The sequence below is a fragment of the Sphingobacterium gobiense genome, assembly GCF_002980575.1.
Classification (GTDB): domain Bacteria; phylum Bacteroidota; class Bacteroidia; order Sphingobacteriales; family Sphingobacteriaceae; genus Sphingobacterium; species Sphingobacterium gobiense.
Genome location: NZ_PVBS01000003.1, coordinates 55,265 through 77,250 on the forward strand (window position 1 = coordinate 55,265; position 21,986 = coordinate 77,250).

The window sequence follows — 21,986 nt, forward strand, 5'->3', positions numbered from 1 at the left end:
CCGCTATATTAAGCTACCACTAATTTTTTACGTAACACATTTTTGTATTCCCGTGGAAATACTTTGATAAACTTGCTCTTTTCACTTGCCCAGTTTTGCAAAATGAAATTGGCCCGCTCGCTATTGGTAAGGTGTATATGGCGCTTTAACAAAGCGATGATCTCGTTTTCATCTTCTGTGTCTAGCGGGTCAAGATCGACCATCTCCTGGTTGCAATTATCGCGGAAGTTGCCCGCTATATCGTAGATCCAGGCAATACCACCACTCATTCCCGCAGCGAAGTTACGTCCTGTTTCGCCTAGAATTAACGCCCGTCCTCCGGTCATATATTCACAACCGTGGTCACCGATACCTTCGACAACCGCTGTAGCTCCGGAGTTTCTTACTGCAAAACGTTCACCTGCCATACCATTGATAAAGAGATAGCCAGATGTTGCGCCATATAGCGCGACGTTGCCAATAATAATATTTTCGTGTGCAACCAACGGGCTATCATCTGTTGGGTAGATAGCAAGCTGCGCTCCCGAAAGTCCTTTCCCGACGTAATCATTGGCTTCACCTTCCAATTCAAAAGAAAGCCCTTTCACGGCAAAGGCTCCAAACGATTGGCCGGCAGAGCCCTCAAACTTGAAGTTGATCGTGTTGTCCGGTAAACCATCCGCACCATGGGCTTTTGATATTTCGTTTGACAACAATGTACCTATGGTTCGGTCTGTATTTTTTACCTTAAATGTACCGAATACAGGTGTCTTTGTCTCGATAGCAGATTTTGCTTGGTTCAATAATCCCCAATCTAAAATCATACTCATGCCATGATCTTGTTCTTGCGTGTTATACAAGCTTTCAGAAGGCTCGTTTCGAGCAACGTGCAATATTTGTGAGAAATCAATTTTTGCCGCTTTCCAGTGGTCTATGTTTTCCCGTTTCTTTAAAAACTGTGCGCGACCTACCATTTCGTTTATGGTACGGAAACCAAGCTGTGCCATCGTTTCCCGTATCTCTTCTGCAAGGAAGCGGAAGAGGTTAACGATATCTTCAGGTTTTCCAGAGAATAGCTTCCGCAATTCGGGGTCTTGCGTAGCAACGCCGACAGGGCAGGTATTCAGATGGCATTTGCGCATCATAATACAACCACCTGCGATCAATGCAGCGGTAGCCACACCCCACTCTTCCGCGCCCAATAAGGTCGCCATGACGATATCACGGCCGGTTTTCATCTGTCCGTCGGCCTGTAGTACCACTCGGCTACGCAATTTGTTCTGTACGAGCGTTTGGTGTGCTTCGGCCAGTCCCAATTCCCAAGGTAAGCCGGCGTGTTTAACAGAACTTAATGGCGAAGCACCTGTGCCGCCATCGAATCCGGCGATTAGAATCACATCAGCATGTGCTTTTGCTACCCCGGCAGCGATAGTGCCTACTCCAGCTTTGGAAACCAGTTTTACGTTGATTCTCGCGTTCCGATTGGCATTTTTCAAATCGAAAATCAATTGAGCAAGATCCTCGATAGAATAAATATCGTGATGCGGTGGAGGAGAGATTAGTCCCACACCTGGCGTTGCGTGACGCAGGCGCGCAATGAATTCATCTACTTTATGTCCCGGTAGCTGACCACCTTCTCCCGGTTTTGCGCCTTGGGCCATCTTGATTTGAATCTCGTCCGCTTCTGTCAGGTAATGCGATGTCACGCCAAAACGTGCAGAAGCTACCTGTTTAATGGCAGAGCGCATCGAGTCTCCGTTAGGTAATCGCTCAAAACGAATGGCATCCTCACCACCCTCGCCTGTATTACTTTTCGCGCCGATACGGTTCATGGCGATGGCAAGCGTGCTATGTGCTTCCGTGGAAATGGAACCCATGGACATCGCACCCGTAGCAAAACGTTTCATAATGTTCTCCGCAGGTTCTACCTCTTCCAATGGAACCGGTGTTCTGTGTTTCGCAAAATCAAGCAAGCCACGCAACGTATACATCCGTTCTTTTTGGTTGTTGATTAAAGCTGCGTACTTCTTGTAAGATTCAAAGTCACCTGTGCGACAAGCCTTTTGTAAGAGATGCACCGTTTCAGGATTCCACAAATGGCGTTCTCCACGACGCTTCCACTGATAAATACCACCTTCTGGCAATAGTTTCTGTTCTACACGTGTTTGTCCGAAAGCTCTCCAATGCTTGGATAAGGCTTCCGTTGCAATATCATCCAAAGTCAATCCGCCAATGCGTGAAACCGAACCACAGAAATAAGTGTCCACTACTGATTTTTCTACACCTAAGACCTCAAATATTTGGGCACCATGGTAAGATTGTAGTGTGGAGATACCCATCTTCGAGAATATCTTCAATAGACCTGCACAAATCGCTTTTACATAATTTTTTCGGAGTTCTTCCCAAGTCAACTCGGTTTCGATCTGTCCCAGTTCTTTCATGGTACGGATCGAGGCCAATGCCATATAAGGATTGACGGCCGTTGCTCCAAATGCTAAAAGACAAGCAAAATGGTGTACTTCCCAAACGTCGCCCGCTTCTACCACTAGTCCTACAGCACCTCTGTTGCCTGTTTTGATAAGATGGTGATGTACGGCCGATACGGCCAAGATTGATGGAATTGCACAATGCTGCGAGTCAATCGCACGGTCGGAAAGAATGATGACTTCAAAACCGTCACGAACCGCGTCGTCGGCGTATCGGCATAACCTTTCTAGGCCAGCTTCTAGGGAGCCTGATTTGCCATCAGCTTTGAAATATGTCTGCAACGTTTTTGCTTGGAATATACCGGTATCGATCGATCGCAGTTTCTCTAATTCACTCGAGGTCAAAATTGGGTGTTCCAATTTGACGCTATGGCAGAATTTTTTGTCTTCTACTAAAATATTGCCGGCATTGCCGATGAATGTCGCTAAGCTCATCACCAAACGCTCCCGGATCGGATCAATAGGCGGATTGGTAACCTGTGCAAAAAACTGTTTAAAATAGCTGGACAGGTGTTGTGGTTGGTCTGATAAAATAGCCAACGGAATATCCGTTCCCATGGAACCGATAGGTTCATAACCCGTCACCGCCATCGGCGTGATGATGTTTTCCAGGTCTTCACGAGAATAACCGAAGGCTTGCTGGTATTTGAATACCGATTCTTTTTTGAGATAGGTATAGGTAACGCGTGGTTTTTCCAGCTCGTCCATCCGGATTTTGTAATTATCGAGCCATTCCCCATAAGGTTGTTGGTGGATGAGTTCGCCTTTGACTTCCTCGTCGGAACGAATGCAGCCTTTCTCCATATCCACAACGAAAATTTTTCCCGGCTGTTGACGGCCTTTTTTAATGATAAGGCTTTCAGGCACGGGTAGTGCGCCTGCTTCGGAGGCTACAACTACGCGGTCGTCCGATGTAACCGCAAAACGCAGTGGTCTTAAACCGTTTCGGTCCAATGTGGCACCAATGGTATTACCATCTGTGAAACATAGTGCGGCAGGACCATCCCATGGCTCCATCAATGTCGCGTGGTATTCGTAGAAGGCTCTCTTGAGCGGATCCATTTGGGTATTGCCATCCCAAGCCTCCGGTACGAGCATCAGCATGACATGCGGCAAACTTCTTCCGCTATGTAAAAGTAATTCTACGACGTTATCCAAACAAGCAGAATCCGATTGTCCACGGTCTACTACCGGAAGCAGTATTTGCATCTCTTCTTCTGAAAAATAAGGAGAAGAAAGTGCTCTCGCACCCGCATAAAACCAGTTTAAGTTTCCGGTCAAGGTATTGATTTCACCGTTGTGCGCAATATTACGGAATGGCTGTGCCAACGACCACGAAGGAAATGTGTTCGTCGAAAAACGCGAATGAACCAATCCGAATGCCGATACAACACGCGGGTCTTTCAGATCTTCGAAATACGTGCCGACTTGATAGGTGGTCAATTGTCCTTTATAGATAATCGTCTTACAAGACAGTGAAGCGATATATAAAGGTAATGGATATGCTTGATGTTCTTTTATTTTTTGGATGATGAGGCGTCTTAGAACGAAAAGTTTCCGTTCGAACTCTTCTGTTGTAGAGACGCCGTCAGGGCGGGAGACAAAAAACTGAACAATCTCCGGTTCTGCGCCCAATGCCGTCGGCCCAATGCCTTCACGATTCACGGGAACATCGCGGAAACCTAAAAATTTCATGCCCCGTGCTTCCGTTGCCTCGATAATGGTGTTACGGCAAAGTTCGTTTAATGCTTCCTCTTTCGGAAGAAAGACCATCCCTGTTCCATAATAACCAGGCTCTTCCAATTGGATGCCGAGGTTAATACACTCTTCCCACAAAAATTCATGGGGCAGCTGAATCATAACCCCTGCTCCATCTCCACTTTCTGGGTCACAACCACATGCCCCCCGGTGTTCCATGTTTTCCAACATCGTCAACGCATCCTCTACTTGCTGGTGCGATTTTTTTCCTTTGATGTGGGCAACGAAGCCAACACCACACGCATCATGTTCAAAGTCAGGATTATACAGCCCTTGTTCCGGTAATCTTTCGTTTGTCATTTCTCTCCTCAAAATATTAGGTTGCTAATATACGAATAAAAAATGTTTTTTATTATAATTTCTCTAAAAAAAATGATTCGACGTTGAGGTTTTTGTAATTTAATATGTTTTTATTGCGGAAATTGTATTTGTTATTTAGATTCGGTCTACGGTTTGGTTCCGCCCTCTATCTGGGCAGCTTGTGTATCAGCTTTTGTGGTATTAATCATCTTTATGTACGACTTTTTGCGGTTGACTACATTTTTATGTAGGAGTTTAGTCCGATTTCTTATCCAACGGGAAGTGCTTATTTACATATTCCTGCACCCGTAAGGTTCTTTGGTAAACTTCTTCAGATGCGTGGTGTATACGGGTGTATTGTTCAGATACTTCCTTACCATAATCAAAATAGGCTTGTTGGAGTTTACGGATATCGGAAATAACCTCAAAAAAATCCTGCTGATCCCGATCCAGTGAGACGATATCTATAGAAACCGTATTGTAATGGCGAAAGACTTGGTGTATCAGTTTGTCTTCTTCGTCTTCCTGATCATCAAACCAGTCTTCGTTTTCATAGATATAGTCCGCCCAGTCGTTTAACCATTGCATTTCCATAACAACCTACGTATGGAGTTCCTTAAGGTCTTCGTTATGGCTGTCCACATCTGTGTAGAAATCGACGATATCGATTGAGAACCGTTCGCCCATATCGGTAAGTTCCACATTATCGACGAGTTTAAACGCAGCTTCTAAAAATAGAAATGTTCTCTCGCGTTGAGATGGAACAGCGCGTGATACGGACTTTCTTCCCATCCTTCCGGTGTTAATTCACCTATCAGTTCGGGTAAGATTTTAAAGAGATCAGTGAAGACATCGATCATTGCTTTTCTCGGGAAAAGCTTGTGGTTGTTGAGCAAATTTGTCATAATGGTTTTGTTTTGATGTTATTCAAATATAGAAAAAAAGATAATGAACCAAATTTGCTTTTAAAAAGCTTACGCACCCTACGGCCCAATGAGATAACGTTCGGAAATACGAATCGTCACTATTTAAGCAATCGATTGCTTAAAACTTCTTTTTGTACCCTTGCTTTTTATTATGTAATATTGATTTGCATACCGTTATGTGAAAACCTTGACGAACCATTGATATGAATAACAGCAGGAATCTACTAAAACAAGTATCCGTACTGTCTATAGGAGCTTTTACGATCAACATAGCTGCACCGGTTTCTGCACATGTAAATCGTAATCAGAAATCAGCTATGGAAGATAGGCTTTCCCTATACTTTACGGAAATTACTTTTCTTTATTTATATTGTACTATGGCTCGCTAAGGGATGAAAGAAGAAGTATATTTTGATGAGGCAAAACTTTTGGAGGAAATGAAGCAAGACAGTATAGCGGCATTTAACCAATTGTATAAAAAATATGCGCCCATTCTTTACCAACGCTTGTTGCGGTTGCTCAAGAATCCCGAAAGCGTTGAAGAGATTTTACAAGATGTATTCATAAAAATATGGAATAAACGGGAAGAGATTATACCGGAAAAGGGCTTTAAAACGTTTATCTACCGCATGGCTGATAATATGGCGATTGATCTGTTTCGTAAGATCGGTCGTGATAAAGCACTGCAATTAGAACTTTGGGCAGCTTCAATCAGCTTTTATGTACACACCGAAGAGGAAGTGTTTGACAAAGAAAAGGCACGCATTATACAGGAAGCTATTCAGAGCCTTCCTCCAAAAAGAAGAGAAATCTTGATTCAGTGCAAGCTCGAAGATAAAAGCTATAAAGAAGTGGCGGAAGTGATGGGGATTTCTGTCTCTACTGTCAGCAACCAATTAGTTTCTGCTATGAAAGATATCAGAGAATATATCGTGAAAAACTACCGGGAAGATTATCTCATTAGCCTTATTTTTATCGCCATATTGTCTTTCTGAAAAAAATCACTAGCCCAATAGTGTGTTTTGTCCCGTCGTTCGTATAGGATATAAGTAAGCGATAAACCTAACGATTGATGGCTTTGGACAAAAATGATAAAATCTATACGCTTTTATGCGCTTTTATAAATGACCAACTGGAACGATCACAGTTGGAAGAACTATTTGCTTTAATCGAGGAAGTGGATGAAGAGCAATTGCATATAGCAATCCGTAATATACTCGATGAAGAACACACGCCGGAAAACCTTGATTTTATACAGGAACGTGTAGAACTCCTCCAAGAGGATATTTTATCGAAAATCATTCCTGAACAAACACGGACGCCGCAAAGAAAGCTGTTCAACATACGCCTGGCGATTGGTATAGCGGCCATGTTGGCCGTTGTATTTACCATCACTTACCTATCGCAACGGCGTGAAAACTTATCTCCTGCAGCAGACCGCGGTATTGCTTCGACTATTATGCCGGGTGGTAACCGGGCGACAATCACGGTAAATGGACAAGATTTTGAACTGGATACTGATCAAGGGGAACTGGTACTAGGGGCAGATAGTCTTTTTTACGGCGATGGGCAATTATTAACAACCACCGGTGCGCAGCAATCGGTTCAGGTGAAAACCCCTCTAGGCGGACAATACCAACTTATGTTGGCAGACGGTTCACAGGTATGGCTGAATGCCGGAAGCGAGTTGACATATAATACAGGATTCGGAACAGATAACCGTGCCTTACGTTTAGAAGGAGAAGCTTATTTTGACGTGGTTAAAAATCCCGATCTTCCCTTTACCGTGGAGATCAATGGGCAGCAAGTAGAGGTGTTAGGAACAGCTTTTAACATCAGCGCATATACCGAAGAACCTATGGTGAAGACAACGCTCCAACGGGGATCGTTAGCGGTTGCCAATGATAGTCAAAAGTTGATATTAAAACCCAATCAACAAGCCATCCTGGATAAAGATGCACAGAAAATAGCGACACGCGACGTCAATGCTGCCAGTATTGTCGCTTGGAAAGACGGCATATTCGATTTCCACGGTATGGATGTGGAAGAATGTATGCGTGTTATTGCACGATGGTATCAGCTGGATATCGTATACGAAGAAAAAGTTCCTTCCGTCCTGTTAGGCGGTAAAATGAGTAGAGGGGTACGGCTTTCGACTTTTCTCGAGTTTCTGGAAGCGAATTTCGATATCCATGGCGAAGTGACTACTGACCGAAAATTGATTATCACAAAACATAGCAAATAAACGACTTAAAATATAATAAAATGATAAAGCTAACCCGGCGTCCACCTTAATTTTATAATGAAGACAAACGCAACCGAAAAGATTTAACAAAATGCTATTTTATTAACTATAAACCTCATTCAGTATACTATGACGAATAAACAAACCAGGGATGGAGCATATCGGAATCTGCTTGTTTTCTGTAAGATTCTTCCGTTGTTCCTGATCAGCAATTTACCATTGCATGCCGAGACATTCTCACAGACGCTTTCCTTGAAATCCAAATCTATTAAGTTAGAACAAGTTTTTAAACTGATAGAACAAAAAACCAACTACGTTGTACTTTACAACTATAATGAGTTGAAAGCTATCAATCCGGTACATGTTGATGTGCACAACGCACAGCTAAAACAGTTCCTAGATGTGGTGCTAAAAGACTTACCGTTAAACTATACCATTGATGATAAAACGATCCTGATCAGTAATAAAAAAGTAAACAGATCGCATAGAGCGGTGGAATCAACCAGTCGTAGCGGGACAGAAGAGTCCGTACAGCGCACCATTAAAGGAACCGTAATCGATGAAGAAGGGTCGCCGTTATCGGGTGTTACCGTTGCAGAGATAGGTACCACGAATGCCACGTCCACAGGCGGCGAGGGGGAATTCGAATTGCAGAGTTCCGCACCACAGGTTACGTTGAGTTTTTCGTTGATGGGATATGAACCTCATCGGGAAACGGTAGGCAGCAGCGGTGTTGTCCGGGTGACGTTAAGAGCTTCTATGAGTGACCTCGATGAAGTAGTCGTTGTCGGTTTTGGTACGCAGCGAAAAGAAAACCTAACCGGATCGGTGGCTTCCGTAAATATGTCCGAAGTAGTCGATAGCCGTCCGATTACATCGCTTTCCGCAGGATTAGCCGGGCAAGCTCCCGGCTTGTATGTCAATCAAGGATCGGGCAGACCGGGAAATGATGGTGGTACGCTGAGAGTGCGCGGGCAAGGAACACTGAACAACGCCAATCCATTGGTGGTGATTGATGGGGTAGTCGGCGACATGAACCTAATCAATCCGCAGGATGTCGAAAGTATATCCGTATTAAAAGACGCGGCATCTGCATCAATCTACGGGTCACGTGCAGCGAACGGTGTTATCCTGATTACGACCAAACGTGGTAAGACCGATCAGTTCCGATTGGTATATAATAACTACTTCTCTACGCAGCAGCCTTCCAATACGATCAATACCGTATCCAATTACGCGAACTATATGGAATTGATAAACGAAGGTTACAAAAATGGTGATCCGAATGCCAATCCTATTTTTTCGCAGGAAATGATCGATTTATGGCGTGCAAATGAGGGAAAAGACCCATTAAAGTATCCAAATACAGATTGGGTTGACGAAGTATTTCAACGCAAACTCAGCCAAAACCATAACCTATCGTTTAGTGGTGGAAGTGAAAAGATAAAATTCTTTGGGTCGTATGGTCTGCTGGATAACCCGGGTATCATTGAGCAAGCAACCTATAAACGGCACAGCGGACGTGTCAATTTGGAAGCAGATGTTAAACCTTGGCTAACACTGGGCGCAAACGTGAACGGTGTGGTTTCAAAAACGGACGCGGGAACCGATATCATTACACAGGTTTTTGAATTCGCAGGTGCAAGTACACCCGGTATGGTGCTACGTGCTCCTGATGGACGTTTTGGATCGGTCAATAACCCTGAAGACGATCCGCAGGCAAATAACGTGTTGCATCGCCTTTATGGTAGGAAGGGCGACATCAACAAAAACAGGTTGGTATCTCGCTTTTTTGCAAAACTCAAACCCATAGAGGGATTGTCGATTGAGGGATCGTATACCTATACCTATGATGACGATTTTGTTTACTGGCAACCGCTGTTTAATGATCGTTGGAATTTTTTGTCCAATACCGTGGCTTCAGCTGGAACAGGACGTACTTCGGTTACCAACGAATCTGTCAAAACATACCGGTATTACATGGACGGTATTGCGCGCTATGAAAACAAAGCAATCGATAACCGCTTAAGTTACGAAGTGATGGTCGGTGCTAGCCAGGAATACTATAAAGACGGATGGTTCAGAGCATCTAAACTCGATCTCATCGATCCAAGCCTCTCGGTATTAAATGCGGCAACCATGGATGCCGCGGCCGCCGGTAACTTGACAGACTGGGCCATGCGTTCGTTCTTCGGTCGGATAAATTTAGCATGGGATGATAAATACCTGTTGGAAGCCAATCTAAGAACAGACGGTTCGTCGCGGTTTATGACAGGCAAAAGTCGCTGGGGTACATTCCCTTCGGTATCGGCAGGATGGAAGATATCTTCGGAAGACTTCTATAATGTAAGCTGGATGCCTAGTTTGAAGATCAGGGGGTCATATGGTGCATTGGGGAATAACGGGACGATTGACACACGATTTAGATATGATGATAAAATCAATAACTACGAATACCTTACATTATACAATGCGGCAAACTATGTGCTGAACAACCAACTCTTCATCGGGTTTGCTCAAACGGGTTTGAGCAATTCACTCTTGACCTGGGAAAGTACTTATATTCTCAATGGCGGTATTGACTTCGATTTGTTCAACTATAGCCTAACAGGTTCGATCGATGTTTTTAACAAAGTGACCAATAATATTCTGATCGATCTTCCGGCGCCATTGGTGGTCGGGGATGCGACGATTCCACGTACTAATGCTGCAAAAGTCAGAAATTCCGGCGTAGAACTTAACCTGAACTACCGCGGCACAATTAAAGATGATTTCCGATACAATATTGGCGGAAACTTTACCTTTATCGATAACAAAGTCTTGAAGTTCAAAGGCGAGGACAGGGCGATAAATGGCGCAAACCTTATTCAAGAAGGCTATGCTATTAACACACAGTATATCCTGTTGGCCGATCGTATCGTGCAAACCGAAGCGGATATGCAATTGGTACAGCAGATGGTAGACAATGCACCTATCAATCCCGATACGGGTAATCCGATGAATCCCTTTGCCGCTTATGGTAGACCTGTACAAGGTGATTTGTTATATAAGGATGTCAATGGTGACGGTGTGATTAACGACGACGACCGGGTGCCGGTAGGCAATGGGACTGCACCTCGCATCACCTTTGGTTTCAATCTCGGCTTGGATTATAAAGGATTTGACTTTTCGATGTTGTTGCAAGGTAACGCCGGAAATAAAGTCGTATGGACTGACAATTACTTCACACCAAACGTGCGGTGGGGATATCAGATTAATCAAGATATAGCCGATGGCAGATGGGTAGAAGGCGAAACCGATGCGAAGTATCCGCGCTTGTTGCCCTATACCGATACACGGAATATCCGCAATAGTGATTTCTGGTTACAGAATAAATCATTTTTGCGTGTAAAGAATATCCAACTTGGCTATACCTTGCCGAATAGCATAACGGAGCGTTTTGCTGTCCAAAACCTTCGTGTTTTCGGATCGCTGGAAAACTTCTGGACACTCACCAATTACATGGGGTTCGACCCGGAAGTTAGTGGAACGCAGTACCCAACGATGAAACAAGCGGTATTTGGTTTAAGTCTTACTTTTTAAACGATTAGAGATGAAAAAATATTCGATATTATTATTAGGATGTTTAGCTTTTAGCTCCTGTTATAAGCTGGATACCGTCCCTTATGATAGGGTCAATGCGACCACATTCTGGCAAACGGAGGAACACGCCTTGGCCGGGGTATTGGGGTGCTATAATGCGCTAAAGAAAAACAATGTGTTCGGTCTGCAGTTCGCTTATGATAACCTCACCGATGTCGGAATGGGGTATGATCCCGTAGGTTTTGGTGACGTGATCGCAGGGACGTTTACCGATCGTTCGAGCGGAATAGTGGACCGATGGAAATCGGGGTTCGATTTGATCCAGCGTTGTAACCATGCTATTGCGCAGATACAACAAATAGGGGCATTGGAAGAAGGGAAGAAAAAGGTGTTCATCGGAGAGGCTAAATTCCTACGGGCACTAGTATATTTTCAATTGACCAATTTATACGGGGCATTACCGTTATATAACGAAAGTGTCGATATCAACCGCGACTATGCTGAACTAAGGAATCCACGCTCGTCAGTTGCCGATGTAATGAAGTTTATCCGGGATGATCTTCAATTTGCGGTTACAAATCTGCCGGTTTCTTATGATGCAGCGCATACCGGCCGGGTAACGAAAGGGGCTGCCTACGCCCTTCGTGGAAAAGTGGAACTGTATAATAAGAACTGGGGTGCGGCCATCGCTGATTTTGAAGAAATTGTACAGAACAAGAGCAACAATTATGGCTACTCTTTAGCGGATGATTATGCTTCCTTGTTCACGATGGAAGGGGATAATCAACCCGAAATGATTTTTGCTATCCAGAATATGGGCGGAACGGGTTTTGACTACGGTATGCCGATGGCCAAATATATGGGGACACGTTCAACATTTGGCAGCTGCTGGAACAACAGTATGCCGAGTACCCGTCTTGGAGACAGTTATGAGAACAAAGATGGCTCTCCGTTCAACTGGAACGATCACTTCCCGAATTACAACGAAAACAACGAAGTGAAAAAGCAAGCGATGGTGTCTACGCTAAGTAATGGGCAGCTCAACCACGTCCCAGATACGACAAAGCTATTGGATATATACCGGCATAGGGACCCGCGTATGATGCAGACGCTGATTGTGCCTTATTCATTTTATTTGGGATGGAATGCCAATGCGCCACGCCAGATGCAGCTTGTTCTGGCTACCGGTGCGAACGAAAACTTCGGGCAGATCCGTAACAACAGAGGTTGGATGACGTATTTATGGCGTAAATTTGTGCCTGAAGAGAATATGAATGGCGCGCTGACCAATAGAGAGCATGTACCTATTAATTTTCCATTGATCCGCTATGCGGATGTGTTGCTGATGCTTGCCGAAGCCTATAATGAAGACAATAAGCTGGCGCAGGCCATTACTGAACTGAATAAAGTACGGGAACGTTCGGATATGCCGGGATTAAACAGCGGAAATCCTTATCTTGCGGTTGCTGATAAAGAACAAATGCGTAAACGTATCAGCCACGAACGTAAGGTAGAACTTGCAGGGGAAGGTCTTCGCTATTTCGATCTGAAACGTTGGGAACAACTGGCAGAAGTGTCTAATGCGTTCATTGAAAAAAGTATTGTGGGAGATAATCTAGTGACCAGACAGTATCAAGACAGACATAAAATATGGCCAATTCCGGGACAGGAGATAGAAATCAACCCGGCGTTGGAACAAAATAACGAATGGAAATGATGAAACAGGGTATTATAATCTTATTGTTTAACATCTTTGGTCTGCATTTTACGCAGGCCAGAGACGTTGACTTATTGACCAAAAACTATACGATAGATGACGTGCAGCAATACTTGGCAACGGGTAACGGCTGGGTTGCCTATCCGGACTACAGCGACCGCACGGGATGGAAACAGTTGACAGCGCCGTTCTACGAGCAACTCCTGAAAGAGGGTGACAAGTATCTGGATTACGAGTGGCAAGTCGTAAAAGCAACGGATTATCTGGAATATGAGCGGTCTGGTTCGCGTGTCATTATGGAAAAGCCCCTCAATGAGAATATCAAAGCACTCACGGGTTTAGTGATGGCCGAACTGGCAGAAGGTAAGGGGCGATACCTGGATCAGATTATCAACGGTTCGTGGTACGTAACCGAAATCAGTACTTGGTCACTATCAGCTCATCTACCGGCGTTTCAGTCGTCCAAACGTACACTTCCGCAGCAAGGTACGCATGTGTTCGATTTGATGGCAGGTGATTTAGGCTCCCTGATGTCGTGGATATATTATTTCCTGCAACCGGAGTTCGATAAGGTAAACCCGGCTATTAGTGAACGCATTAAGCTGAATGTACAAGAACGTGTCATCGAACCTTATCTAACCCGTAACGATATGTGGTGGCAGGCATTGGATATCGACGAAGGCCAGCTCGTAAACAACTGGAATCCTTGGTGTAATTTTAATGTGTTGACTGCGCTTTTGTTAGTGGAAGGCGATACCGGTAAGAAATTACAGGGTGTTTATAAGACAATGACATCGGTGGATCAGTTTATCAATTATGTAAAAGCTGATGGCGCCTGCGAAGAAGGTCCCTCTTATTGGGGGCATGCTGCCGGCAAACTTTATGATTACCTCAAGTTGCTGTCGTATGCCACGAATAATAAGGTTTCCATCTTTGAGCATCCCATCGTAAAAAACATGGGAGAATATATTTCCCAGTCCTATATTGGCGGAGATCGTTGGGTAGTCAACTTCGCTGATGCCTCCGCCAAAGGCGGCGGAGATCCGTTGTTGATTTTCCGGTATGGCCAAGATGTGCACAGTATGGAAATGATGCAATTCGCAAAATACCTCACCGAACAAAGATCGTCTTTCAACGTGATTGAAGGAAGAGATGCTTTCCGCACACTGGAAAACTTTTTGTGTTATCCGACCTTCCAGAAGCAGCAAGCACAGCTTCCCCAAAATACCTCTAAGTGGTATCCCGAAACCGAGTTTCTCTACCTCAAAGATAAAAATACCTTTTTCGCGGCGAAAGGTGGGTATAATAACGAAAGCCATAATCACAACGATATCGGCAGTTTTATTTTATATAAAGAAGGGAAGCCGTTATTTATCGATGCCGGTGTAGGAACGTATACTAAGAAGACCTTCAGTAAAGAACGTTACGATATCTGGACAATGCAGAGCGGCTATCATAACCTTCCACAGATTAATGGACACGATCAGCGTTTCGGCGCTTCTTATAAATCTAGCGATGTCTCCTTTGATCCAAAGAAACTTGTTTTTAAACTGGATATTGCAACGGCTTATCCGGTCGAAGCGCAAATAAAAAGATGGGTACGCTCCTATGAAATGAAAGATGGTATATTGTTTATTCATGACGATTTCAATCTAAAACAGGCCAATAGTCCAAATATGGTTCATTTTATGGTCGCGGAAAATCCTGTTATTTCAAACGGAAGAATATCTTTAGGAAATGGAGAGCATGCATTGACATTTGATGTCAACGAATTCGAAGCTTCGATTGATACTATAGAACAAGATGATCCGCGCTTGAGTAAAGTGTGGGGTCAGTACCTATATCGGATAAATCTAAAAGCAAAAAATACGCAGCGAAAAGGCAGCTATACCTTTACCATTAAATAAGGGATTATTGACATAATAAAGTATGAACAACATAAAGAAAAACTATAAAGTTGGAAACCAGCTAGTGTTGGTTTTAGGATTAGGAATATCCTTGATTGGCTGTCAGCCAAACGAAAAGAAAAAGGCGAATTTTATAGATACAAGTTTTGCTGCTGCGGAAGAACAATATAAAATGCTTAGCGCCGCAGGGGAACGTATCCAGGCTTTTCCGCGCACGTTAGATAAAGATGGAAATATAATTGGTACAGATGAATGGGATTGGACAGGAGGCTTCTTTCCAGGAGCATTATGGTATATCTATGAACACACGCAAAATGAAGAGATAAAAACAGATGCGATCAAATGGACGGAAGCGCTCGAAGCGGCAAAAGATCTCGATCAGCACCATGACATTGGTTTTGTGATGTATTGTCCGTATGGCAATGCCATACGTTTTTTAGATGATGAACAGAAAGTGAAACAGTATAAGGATATTTTAATTCACTCCTCTGAAACAGCGTTAAAACGCTATGATCCGAAAGTGGGCCTTATCAAATCATGGAATGAAAAAGCATCATGGGATGGCGAGACTTTGTGGAGATATCCGGTTATTATCGATAATATGATGAACTTGGAGATGTTATGCTATGTGTCGGATCTTACCGGAAACCCTAAATATAGGGAAGTGGCTGTCAGCCACGCTACCAAGACCATGGAAAACCATTTTCGGGATGATTATAGCACGTACCACGTGGTGGACTATGATAGTGTCGGCAACGCGATCCATCAACAAACGAATCAGGGCTATGCGGATAATTCGACATGGTCGAGAGGGCAGGCATGGGCCATCTATGGCTTTACCATGATGTACCGTCAAACAAAAAATCCGGCTTTTTTGGAGACGGCACAACGCGCAGCAGATTTCTACATCAACCATCCAAATCTTCCGGAAGATAAAATTCCCTATTGGGATTTTAATGCCCAGCAGAGTGGATATAAATCGGATGTCGACTTTTCTTCCCGGAAGTTAGATTATATCCCCCGAGACGCTTCTGCGGCAGCCATTACCGCCTCAGCACTTCTTGAACTTGGACAATTTACCGATGGAGAGCAGGGCAAAAATTATATCGATTTTGCTAAGCAGACGTTGGCAACCTTGTCTGGACCGGCATATTTTGCTGAGAAGGGAACCAATGGTGGGTTTTTATTACAGCATTGTGTCGGGAGTTTGCCGCACAATTCGGAGGTCGACGTACCGTTAATTTATGCGGATTATTACTATCTGGAAGGACTGTACCGATTGAAAACATATGGGGAGTAATTAATAACAACGAATTACTCATGGTGATTTTTTTACATTTACGCATCCGATTGTAGAACATTTTTTCTAAGTTTAGCCAAAGCCAGTACTTTTTATGGAACAAGAATTAGAAGAAAAATACAGGATTGGCGAGCCCGCAGCATGGGCTACTCCATTGACAGAAGAAGAATTGTTGTCCAACATTGTCGAAAGCGACTTTTCCCAGCAGCAATACGATGAAGGTAAAGACTATTGCTATTTTCTACGAAAAATCCAATATACAGATGATACACAAAATGCGGAATATAACTGTATGGCCTATAGTGTGCAACAACCGGGTACACTAGAGTTTGCCGCTGTTAACGAGTTTGTGTTATATCCGTCGGAGCAAATGATTTTTCATCGTATTGCAATAGTGCGCGATGGGGTATTGATCGATAAGCTTCCCGATACTAAATTCAAGGTATTGGATAACGAGGGGCAGAGTCTGGATGGTGTTATCAACAGTTCCAAGAAAGTAAACATCAGTATTAAAGATGTACGTCTCTACGATATTATTCTCGTGGAAGATACCCGTGTACTAACCTATACAGACAAGGATTTTTTGCGTAAAGAGTTGACAAAGTATGTATGGTCAAGTCCGGATGTATACTGGGCGTATGGAAGTTATGCATTTGACTTTATTAATAAACGTTCAAAGCCGGTTGCTTATAAAAAACAGTTTTTTCGTGATGAACAGGGGGATTTATTGCCTGTAGAAGAAGGGTTGGTAGGATCGGGAAACACGTTTTCACTGCGCTATGAGCATTATCTCAACCCAGTAGACGTTAACCGGGAGCTATTTCCTTTTATTGACTTTGCTACACAATATACGTACGAAGAGTTGCTGGATTTGGTGGTTCCGTATTACGAAGCCGCGTTGACGGCTAAACCTCTTCCGGAGTACGCGCCCGATTTGGTCGCTAAACTGGATGCGCTTGGCGACGATATCGAAGCAAAGATTCAGTTGGCAGTTGAGTTCGTGCAGAACCATGTTCGTTATATATACAATGAAGAGGAAATGCACGGACATAAGCCGCAAGATCCATGGGTGACGTATGAATTTAAGCAGGGGGATTGTAAAGCGAAAACCGTGCTGCTCAAATGTGTGCTGGATTATTTAGGTGTCGATTCGTCCGTTGCATTGGTGAATTACAATGCCGATTATTATTTGAAATACTATTTGCCTTCGTTATTTAATTTTAACCACGTTATCGTAAAAGTGCGTCACAAAGAGAAAGCCTATTTTGTAGATGCGACCTATCGCGACGAATATGGGACGCTCGAGAATCGTACGTTTATCAGCTTTCTGAATTACATGGAAATTAAGCGAAATGGTGTTTTGCAACAACGTGAACCATTTAAAAGTTCGGATTTTTCCATTTTTGATGAAATTACGCTCGATGTCAAAGATGAAGTGGGTACGATTACGATAAAAACCACGTACCGCTATGGTCGTGCAAACGGGATGCGCCGCTACGTGAAAACCACTAACAAAAAAGCCGTAATAGACAATACAAACAACTTTGTTTTCAGTTGTATGGATTTTGTCGAAAGTGAGAATGGAAATGATAAACGTCAGGTGTTTAAAGATGCGTCGCTGACTGTGGTGAACGACGATAAGGTGGGTAATGTCTTTGTAACGCTGTATACGGCGAGGATCGATAAGCCATATTTTCTGGGGAATGATGGACGTAAATACCTAAAATTTTATGATGGTAACGTCCTGAAAAACCATTTAAAGGACTACGTACTAAAAGATGTCAGTTTCTGGCATTCGTATGATAGTGAACGATATTCAATTACTATCCGTTCCGATAAACCGATAGACACGCAGGATCATTATACGAACCGGCAGATGGACGTAGACTATGAGTTTTTTAAATATACCGTAAAGAAAGAAGTAGACAAGTATAGTGCTACGGCAAAAATTGAATATATCCCGCTTTCCAATGTAGAAGTGCCTGTGGAAGACATTCCGAGCCTGCGCGATAAATATGCAGCAATAGGGAAAGAAAGCGCGTTTGGATTAGGTGTCGCAATCGCCAAACCGGGCTTTTTTGATACGATTAAAGCATTGTTTGGCGGGAAGTAGTGATGCGATTATTTCCCAAAAACCGGTCCGCCTCTAAGGCGGACCGGTTTTTTATAATATCTTATCTTCCGAAGTCGTCCTCTACCCGTACGATGTCACCTTCATCAGACGGATTGTTGGCATCGGTGTGCTGCCAAATTTCTGCTACCACGCCGTAAGTTTTCAGGCCGATTAAACGATGTCTTTCACCTTGGGAGAGACGGATAACATCGCCCTCTTTTAATTTTTTAACTTCATTCTGCTCATCTGTAGCGCTGGTGATGATACCGACTTCGCCTTGTGTAACGCGCCAGATTTCAGCGCGGCGGTGATGGTATTGCCAAGATAAGCGCTTCTCAGGAGCGACGACTAGGATTTTAGGGCTTAATTTGCCTGCTATCTTGAGGTTTTGTACGTCTAATCCATCAAAATAGGTGTTTGCAAATTGTTGTGCCTGTTCCTCGGCGATAACAAAGAAACCTCCCCAGGGACGGGTTTGGTCAATATGGTCAATCGCGAACCCCTGTTCTTTTAATTTTTCTTCTATCTGGCTAAATAATTCACCTTTATTAACGTATTCTTCTGACATAGCGCTTTGTGCTGATAAGTGATGTTTTGTTGTTTTGTTGGTGAAGTTATGAGTTTTCTGGAAATTACGCAATACATGTTCTTAACCTCCTTAACTTTTCTTACATTTGAATCTCGGTAACATGCTTGACAATCCTAAAAAGAAAATCGATGGAAGAATTAAAATTTGATAAGCAAAACGAAGCCTTTTTGCAGGCTGTTTCTTTTGTAAATCAAACGAACCAGCATTTGTTCCTAACAGGTAAAGCAGGTACTGGAAAAACTACTTTCTTAAAATACATTCGGGAAAATTCGCATAAAAAGATGGCGGTTACAGCTCCTACCGGAGTAGCAGCAATGAATGCGGGAGGAACCACACTCCATGCACTCTTCTGGTTGCCGTTCGGAACATTTATCGAAGATTATCCCTTGCAATGGAATGAACAGGATAGCCATATCTATAATAAGAGCCGGCTGTTTTCTACCATCAAACTCACCAAGCAACGGAGAGCTATTCTGCAGGAACTTGAGCTGTTGATTATCGATGAAGTTTCTATGGTACGTGCCGATACGTTGGATGCTATTGATGTTATTTTGAAATCGGTACGTCGGGATATGCGGCCGTTCGGTGGTGTACAAATGCTTTTTATCGGAGATCTTTACCAGTTACCACCTGTTGTCCGGGAGCACGAATGGCAGGTGCTGCGTGACCATTATCGCAGTCCGTTCTTTTTTGACGCCAAAGTATTGCGTGAACATCCTCCCGTTATTTTAGAGCTTAGTAAGATATATCGGCAAAACGATGGTTATTTTATCGATTTATTAAATAATATCCGAAATAATAAATGTTCAACAGACGATTTGGCGAGATTGAACGAGCACTACCGACCCGATTTTTCGCCGGCTGAAGGAGAACAATACATCACCCTAACTTCGCATAATAAATTAGCTGAAGCGATTAATCAGGAGGAATTGGCGCGGTTGAAAGGGACGATGCATAATGTGCGGGCTGTTGTGAAAGATGAGTTTCAGCAAGCTTCTTTTCCTGCCGATGAAATGCTCCCGTTAAAAATAGGTGCACAGGTGATGTTCATTAAAAATGATAGCGGAGAAGATCGGAAATTTTTTAATGGAAAAATAGGAACGGTTAAGGAACTGAACTTAGATCGTCACCAAGTGATTGTGGGGTTTAACGATGGTTCAGATGACGTCGTGGTACGACGTGAGACTTGGGAAAATATTCGATATAAGTATAATAAAGGTGAAGATAAGATAGAGGAAGAGGTCATGGGAACATTTTCCCAATTCCCGTTACGGCTAGCATGGGCAATTACCATTCACAAAAGTCAGGGGCTTACCTTTGACAAGGCAGTCATCGATGCCGGTACCTCGTTTGCAGCGGGGCAGGTATATGTCGCATTGAGTAGGTTGACCGGATTGGAGGGGCTGGTGTTAAAATCCAAAATTCCGATGCATTCCATCCGGACAGACGCCCAAGTGGTGGACTTTATGCAACGGATGATCGCGCATGCAGAGGTGGCCAAGATACTGGAATCTTGCCAACGTAATTATTTGGGCCAGATTGTACTGCAGAGTTTTCGGTGGGGTACGCTAGTTGAAAGTGTAGATGAGCTAAAAGAATCGTTGGAAAACCGAAATATTGACAGTAAAGATGCCGCTATAGCTTATCTAACGGAGATTTCCTCCGTACTGAAAGAACAGGAAAAAGTAGCGAATAAATTCGTGACCTTATTATATACGATGTTGCGCGATAAGGAAGCGCTTGATTATGGCAAAATCTGCGAGCGGACAAAAGCTGCGGTAGCTTGGTTCTTACCTCGACTTGACGAAGAGATATTGCTAACGATGCAGGAGCATATTGAAGCCTGGCAGATTAAGAAGCGCACCAAAAAATATGTGCAGGAATTGCGCTCGATACTATTGGATTTTAGACGTAAGAAGGAGCAGTTGGCACATTGCCTTACGATTGCAGATATATTGACAGATGAAGGCGATCTTTCACAGCAGGTGCACCTGATCAGCCAACAGGAAAAAGCAAAAGATAGTGAAATCAAGGAAACAGTAGAGGAAGGTGTGGAAAAAGATACCAAGACTATTTCTTTAGATTTATTTCTGGATGGGTTGTCTGTGGAGGATATAGCACAGAAACGTAATATGGTCGTGGGTACGATATACGGTCACCTTATCCATTTTGTGGGAAATGAGGTGGAAGCGGAAGATTTAATAGATGGTCCAAAACTGGAGATACTATTGGATGTATTGCGTAAAAATGAAGGGAAGTCCTCTTCGGAGATCAAGATGATACTCGGAGAGGATTATTCCTATCCGGATATAAAGTTGGGACAAAAAGTGCTGGAAGTCGAACATTTAAAAGTAGACAGTTAAGTGTTGGCCGTTTAAAATGGAAAAATCAAATCGCAGGAAGATGGCTACATGGATCGGTGTGCCCTTCCAGATGTTAGCAACTATCTTTGCGGGTTATTGGCTCGGAAGCTGGCTGGATGAAAAGTATGCGGTAGAAAAAAACTGGTGGACAATAGGGCTGACTTTGTTCGCGGTATTGATTTCCTTATATCAACTTATTGTGCAGGTGCAACGTATGGGGAAGAAGTGATAAGTTATGAGTTATGAGTGATGAATGGGGACAAAGAAACAGCGTGTAAATAAAATAGAAGTCCCTCTTAGGGCGGAAGGAGAAACACATTGAAAATAATAAAAGCCACGGGGCAGTTTGCCTGGAAGCTATTGTTGGGAAGCGTATTTGTTTTTGGCGGTGCTTATATCATGCAGCAATCGCTAGATCTCCGTTTTTTAGATAGCACTTTTGTGCCACTCTGTATATTGTTGTATTTGGTTACGGTATTTGCCTATGCGGTATCGTATCTTGGAATACATAGTAATCCGGAACTTGGCGTGTATGCGATTCTTGGGGGTGTCATGATAAAAATGCTGGTATCGCTCGGTATTTTTATGGTTTTTCTGTATGGTTTTAAAGTAGACAATAAGGTGTTATTAGGGCTGAATTTTTTTTGTATATATTTATTAATGTCCTGCTTTGAAGTTATCATTTTGTTACGTAACTTGCGGCGCAAAATAAAATAGCTAA

14 protein-coding genes are annotated in these 21,986 nt (G+C 43.3%); 10 read left to right on the plus strand and 4 right to left on the minus strand.

What is annotated here, in order from left to right:
• Positions 1 to 8 precede the first annotated feature (8 nt).
• From gltB to C5749_RS15335, 3 genes are all read right to left on the minus strand, one after another.
• Positions 9 to 4,523 carry a glutamate synthase large subunit gene (gene gltB, locus C5749_RS15325; RefSeq protein ID WP_105727119.1) on the minus strand — a complete coding sequence of 1,505 codons (4,515 nt, stop codon included), beginning with the start codon at positions 4,521 to 4,523 and terminating at the stop codon, positions 9 to 11.
• A gap of 255 nt (positions 4,524 to 4,778) precedes the next feature.
• Positions 4,779 to 5,117 (minus strand): hypothetical protein, encoded by a 339-nt coding sequence (locus C5749_RS15330; protein ID WP_105727120.1) that lies wholly within the window; start codon positions 5,115 to 5,117, stop codon positions 4,779 to 4,781.
• 6 nt (positions 5,118 to 5,123) lie between these two features.
• Positions 5,124 to 5,315 carry a hypothetical protein gene (locus C5749_RS15335; RefSeq protein WP_105727121.1) on the minus strand — a complete coding sequence of 64 codons (192 nt, stop codon included), beginning with the start codon at positions 5,313 to 5,315 and terminating at the stop codon, positions 5,124 to 5,126.
• Positions 5,316 to 5,841: 526 nt separating this feature from the next.
• Between C5749_RS15335 and C5749_RS15345 the strand changes: the two genes are divergently transcribed.
• From C5749_RS15345 to C5749_RS15375, 7 genes are all read left to right on the plus strand, one after another.
• Positions 5,842 to 6,444: an RNA polymerase sigma factor gene (locus C5749_RS15345; protein ID WP_105727123.1), complete on the plus strand. Its 603-nt coding sequence runs from the start codon at positions 5,842 to 5,844 to the stop codon at positions 6,442 to 6,444.
• Between the two features lie 77 nt (positions 6,445 to 6,521).
• The gene (locus C5749_RS15350; protein ID WP_105727124.1) at positions 6,522 to 7,694 is read left to right on the plus strand and encodes a FecR family protein; all 1,173 of its coding nucleotides are present in this window, start codon (positions 6,522 to 6,524) and stop codon (positions 7,692 to 7,694) included.
• A gap of 129 nt (positions 7,695 to 7,823) precedes the next feature.
• Positions 7,824 to 11,276, plus strand: a complete 3,453-nt coding sequence (locus C5749_RS15355) for a TonB-dependent receptor (RefSeq protein ID WP_105727125.1) — start codon at positions 7,824 to 7,826, stop codon at positions 11,274 to 11,276.
• Between the two features lie 10 nt (positions 11,277 to 11,286).
• On the plus strand, positions 11,287 to 12,993 hold the full coding sequence (locus C5749_RS15360) for a RagB/SusD family nutrient uptake outer membrane protein (protein ID WP_105727126.1): 1,707 nt from the start codon (positions 11,287 to 11,289) through the stop codon (positions 12,991 to 12,993).
• Positions 12,990 to 14,900: a heparinase II/III domain-containing protein gene (locus C5749_RS15365; protein WP_219848011.1), complete on the plus strand. Its 1,911-nt coding sequence runs from the start codon at positions 12,990 to 12,992 to the stop codon at positions 14,898 to 14,900. The genes C5749_RS15360 and C5749_RS15365 overlap by 4 nt, the downstream gene beginning before the upstream one ends.
• Before the next feature lie 22 nt (positions 14,901 to 14,922).
• Positions 14,923 to 16,200: a glycoside hydrolase family 88 protein gene (locus C5749_RS15370; protein WP_105727127.1), complete on the plus strand. Its 1,278-nt coding sequence runs from the start codon at positions 14,923 to 14,925 to the stop codon at positions 16,198 to 16,200.
• 94 nt (positions 16,201 to 16,294) lie between these two features.
• The gene (locus C5749_RS15375) at positions 16,295 to 18,313 is read left to right on the plus strand and encodes a transglutaminase-like domain-containing protein (RefSeq protein ID WP_105727128.1); all 2,019 of its coding nucleotides are present in this window, start codon (positions 16,295 to 16,297) and stop codon (positions 18,311 to 18,313) included.
• A 61-nt stretch (positions 18,314 to 18,374) separates the two neighbouring features.
• On the opposite strand, the gene C5749_RS15380 is transcribed toward C5749_RS15375, so the two are convergent.
• On the minus strand, positions 18,375 to 18,881 hold the full coding sequence (locus C5749_RS15380) for a cupin domain-containing protein (RefSeq protein ID WP_105727129.1): 507 nt from the start codon (positions 18,879 to 18,881) through the stop codon (positions 18,375 to 18,377).
• A 149-nt stretch (positions 18,882 to 19,030) separates the two neighbouring features.
• Between C5749_RS15380 and C5749_RS15385 the strand changes: the two genes are divergently transcribed.
• From C5749_RS15385 to C5749_RS15395, 3 genes are all read left to right on the plus strand, one after another.
• Positions 19,031 to 21,265 (plus strand): helix-turn-helix domain-containing protein, encoded by a 2,235-nt coding sequence (locus C5749_RS15385; RefSeq protein WP_105727292.1) that lies wholly within the window; start codon positions 19,031 to 19,033, stop codon positions 21,263 to 21,265.
• A 16-nt stretch (positions 21,266 to 21,281) separates the two neighbouring features.
• Entirely contained in the window at positions 21,282 to 21,494 is a 213-nt protein-coding gene (locus C5749_RS15390; RefSeq protein WP_105727130.1) for an AtpZ/AtpI family protein, read from the plus strand.
• A gap of 89 nt (positions 21,495 to 21,583) precedes the next feature.
• Positions 21,584 to 21,982, plus strand: a complete 399-nt coding sequence (locus C5749_RS15395; protein ID WP_105727131.1) for a hypothetical protein — start codon at positions 21,584 to 21,586, stop codon at positions 21,980 to 21,982.
• Positions 21,983 to 21,986: the final 4 nt, after the last annotated feature.